Annotated in this window: 4 protein-coding genes; all 4 read right to left on the reverse strand. The window is 62.1% G+C overall.

What is annotated here, in order from left to right; genetic code table 11:
• Window positions 1-460 (reverse strand): alpha-hydroxy-acid oxidizing protein (locus EN932_RS31340; RefSeq protein WP_206618981.1); only part of this gene is annotated, 460 nt, incomplete at its 3' end.
• Window positions 461-636: 176 nt separating this feature from the next.
• Entirely contained in the window at window positions 637-1,332 is a 696-nt protein-coding gene (locus tag EN932_RS31345; RefSeq protein WP_013529987.1) for a phosphatase PAP2 family protein, read from the reverse strand.
• 127 nt (window positions 1,333-1,459) lie between these two features.
• A complete protein-coding gene (locus EN932_RS31350) occupies window positions 1,460-2,332 on the reverse strand; it encodes a cytochrome c1 (protein WP_127369323.1) in 873 nt (290 codons plus the stop codon).
• A gap of 28 nt (window positions 2,333-2,360) precedes the next feature.
• Complete coding sequence (locus EN932_RS31355; RefSeq protein WP_013529985.1) at window positions 2,361-3,662, reverse strand: cytochrome b N-terminal domain-containing protein; 1,302 nt, start codon at window positions 3,660-3,662, stop codon at window positions 2,361-2,363.
• Window positions 3,663-3,680 lie beyond the last annotated feature (18 nt).

Genomic DNA, 3,680 nt, shown 5'->3' on the forward strand with positions numbered 1-3,680 from the left:
CCTCGACGCCGACCGCCTTTGCCCGCTGCATCATCGCCCGGTTAAGACCGCGATCCCGGTGGAAATAGAACTGGTAGACCTGCGGGCTGCTGCTGATGCTGCGCGCCTCCTCAAGGCTGACGGTGCCCAGCGACGACACGCCGAACATGGTGCCGTATTTGGCGGCGGCCTTGGCGACCGCGCGCTCGCCCTGGTGATGGAACAGGCGCTGCAAGGCGGTCGGCGAGCAATAGAACGGCATCGCCAGCTTCTGGCCCATGACCGTCACCGACATGTCGACCTCGCTCACCCCGCGCAGCACGTTGGGAACCAGGTCGCAGGTCTCGAAGCTTTCGGTGTTGCGGCGATAGGTGACCTCGTCGTCCGCCGCGCCGTCGATGTAGTTGAAGATCGGTCCCGGCAGCCGCTGCTGCGCCATGCGGCGGAAATCGGAAAAGTTGTGACAGTCGCTGAGCCGCATCATCGAATTCCAAAGGCCATGGCGGGACAAGTTTCTCGCCACCGTTCGATGCATCGAATATCAACCTGTTGTCGGCGTGCCAACGGACTATTTTTCGAGCTGCCCTCCGGACATGGCCATGAGCAAAAAAAGGGACGCCGAAGCGCCCCTTTCTGGTCTAATCCGATTGACGAAGATTACATGCCGAGATCCGAACGAAGCTCGGCCCTGGCCACTTCATACTCGGCCTTGAAGTCGTCCCGGTTGAGCAGGACCGCGGCGATGACGCTGCCGGAAATCCTGCCCATCTCGACGTCGGACGCATAGTGGATGCCGCCGACCTCGCGGTTGTGGGCGTATTCGGCCGCACGCGCCATGATCTCTGCGCGCTTTTCAGGAACCATATCGGACAGGATAATGCCCATCATGGTGCCGACGGTGGCGTGGCCGGACGGCCAGGAACCGGAGCTCGACAACTTGACCGCCGGCTTGACGAGGTCGCTGAGCTGGTGCGGACGCGGGCGCTTCCAGATATCCTTGGCCGGATCGACGACGGCGCCTTCGGTGGCCACGACGCGGTCGAAGAAGGCGCTGAATTTGGGCAGCGTTTCCTTGTTGAATTTCGGCCCCATGACGTTGGCGAAGCGCCAGACATTCTCGTCGGCATCGGCGACGGCGCTGGCTACCATCTCGGGCGTGCGTGTCACCTGCAGCATCAGCACCTCGCCGAGTTCGGCCTTGGTCTGCGCCGAATCGTTTGCCGGCGGCGGCGGCAGGATCATCGTCAGGTCGACATCCTTGTTGGTGACGAAAGGCTGGGCGTCCTCCGCTTGCGCGGCCGAGCCGACGATGAGCAGCAACAGGCCTGCCGCGAGCGATGCGTATCTTTTCATGGGTGCGATCCTTTGATGAGAGCAGCACAGGATCGCCGGATGCGGTGACGGCCATGTGACATGGCCGGCTTCTGGAAATGCAAAAGGGCGCCTCTCGGCGCCCTTCGTGATCACTTGATCGTGTGGCTTAATGCGCCACGCCTTCCCACACCTTGCGCTTGGTGAGATAGACCAGCGCGCCGAACAAAAGCAGGAACACCAGAACGCGAAAACCGGTCTTCTTGCGGTCTTCCATATGCGGCTCGGCCGCCCAGGCCAGAAAGGCGGAGACGTCGCGGGAATACTGGTCGATGGTCTGCGGCGCACCGTCATCATAGGTCACCTGGCCGTCGGAGAGCGGCTTGGGCATCTTCAGCGACACGCCGGACATGAAGTACGGATTGTAGTGGGTGCCTTCCGGGATGACCATGCCGGCCGGCGGCGTCTGGTCGTAGCCGGTCAGCAGCGAGTGGATATAGTCGGGGCCGCCCGCGTCGTACTGGGTGAAGATATCGAAGACGAACTGCGGAAAACCGCGTTCGACACCGCGAGCCTTGGCCAGCAGGGACATGTCTGGCGGAGCAGCACCGCCATTGGAGGCAGCGGCGGCTTCCTCATTGGCGAAGGGCGGCGGGAAGTGGTCGGACGGCTTGCCGGGACGGTCGAACATGTCGCCGGCATCGTTGGGACCGTCGTGGATGGTGTACTCGGCCGACAGCGTCTTGATCTGCGCATCGGAATAGCCGAGGTCCGACAGCGTGCGGAACGCCACCAGGTTCATCGAATGGCAGGCCGAGCAGACTTCCTTGTAGACCTTGAGGCCGCGCTGCAGCTGCGCCTTGTCATAGGTGCCGAATGGGCCGGTGAAACTCCAGTCCATTTCCTTCGGCTCGTCGATCGGGAAATGCGTCGGATTGGACACATTGTGTGCCTCTTCGGCGGCGATCGCCCGAGTGCCCGCGGCCCCAGCGGCGACGGCCACAAGGCCGATCAGCGCCAGCGAGGTGAGAATCTTTTTCATGCCAAATCCCCTTAGATTCTCTACCCGCTCAGCCTTTGGTTTCCGGAGCCGCCGTAGCGCCCGCCGGATGTCCGCTGCCGCCCTTGTTCTTCTCGAGCACCGCCTCGGTGATCGAGTTCGGCAACCGTCGCGGCGTCTCAATCAGGCCGAGCACCGGCAGCGCGATCAGGAAGAAGGCGAAGTAGAACAATGTCGCCATCTGCGCCATGAACACATAGCTGCCTTCCGCCGGCTGCGAGCCCAGCCAGCCAAGCAGGATGGCATCGGCCACGAACAGCCAGAAGAACAGCTTGTACCAGGGCCGGTAAACCGCCGAGCGCACCTTCGAAGTGTCGAGCCACGGCACCAGGAACAACATGACGATGGCGCCGAACATGCATAGCACGCCGCCGAGCTTGGAGTTGATCGGCCCGACATTGAAGGTGATGGCGCGCAGGATCGCGTAGAACGGCAGGAAGTACCATTCGGGCACGATGTGGGCCGGCGTCTTCAGCGGGTTGGCGACGATGTAGTTGTCGGGATGACCGAGATAGTTCGGCAGGTAGAAGACGAAATAGGCGAAGAAGAACAGGAACACGATCATGCCGAACGCGTCCTTGATGGTCGCGTAGGGGGTGAAGGCCACGGTGTCGGTCTTCGACTTGACCTCGATGCCCGTCGGGTTCGACTGGCCGACGACATGCAGCGCCCAGATGTGCAGCACGACAACGCCGGCGATCATGAACGGCAACAGATAGTGCAGCGCAAAGAAACGGTTCAGCGTCGGGTTGTCGACGGCAAAGCCGCCGAGCAGCAGCTGCTGGATCCAGTCGCCGACCAGCGGAATGGCGCTGAAGAAGCCGGTGATGACGGTGGCGCCCCAGAAGCTCATCTGGCCCCATGGCAGCACGTAGCCCATGAAGCCGGTCGCCATCATCAGGAGATAGATGATGCAGCCGAGGATCCACAGCAGTTCGCGCGGCGCCTTGTAGGAGCCGTAATAGAGGCCACGGAAGATGTGGATGTAGACGGCGACGAAGAAGAACGAGGCGCCGTTCGAATGCATGTAGCGCAGCAGCCAGCCCGAATTCACGTCGCGCATGATCTTCTCGACCGAGCCGAAGGCCAGATTGGTGTCGGCCGTGTAATGCATGGCCAGCACGATGCCGGTCAGGATCTGCGCCACCAGCATGATCGACAGGATGCCGCCAAAGGTCCATGCATAGTTGAGGTTGCGCGGCACCGGATAGGCAACGAAGCTGTCATAGACCAGCCGCGGCAGCGGCATGCGGGCGTCGAACCAGCGTCCGAGACCGGTTTTGGGCGTATAGGTCGAGTGTCCCTCGCTCATCGAAATATCCCCCTGCCT

It is taken from the genome of Mesorhizobium sp. M7A.F.Ca.US.002.01.1.1, assembly GCF_004022955.1.
Taxonomy (GTDB): Bacteria; Pseudomonadota; Alphaproteobacteria; order Rhizobiales; family Rhizobiaceae; genus Mesorhizobium; species Mesorhizobium ciceri.

Excerpts from the sequence above, each read along its gene's own strand:
- EN932_RS31355 (WP_013529985.1), bottom strand. The coding sequence starts at position 3,662 with ATGAGCGAGGGACACTCGACCTATACGCCCAAAACCGGTCTCGGACGC.
- EN932_RS31350 (WP_127369323.1), bottom strand. The coding sequence starts at position 2,332 with ATGAAAAAGATTCTCACCTCGCTGGCGCTGATCGGCCTTGTGGCCGTC.
- EN932_RS31345 (WP_013529987.1), bottom strand. The coding sequence starts at position 1,332 with ATGAAAAGATACGCATCGCTCGCGGCAGGCCTGTTGCTGCTCATCGTC.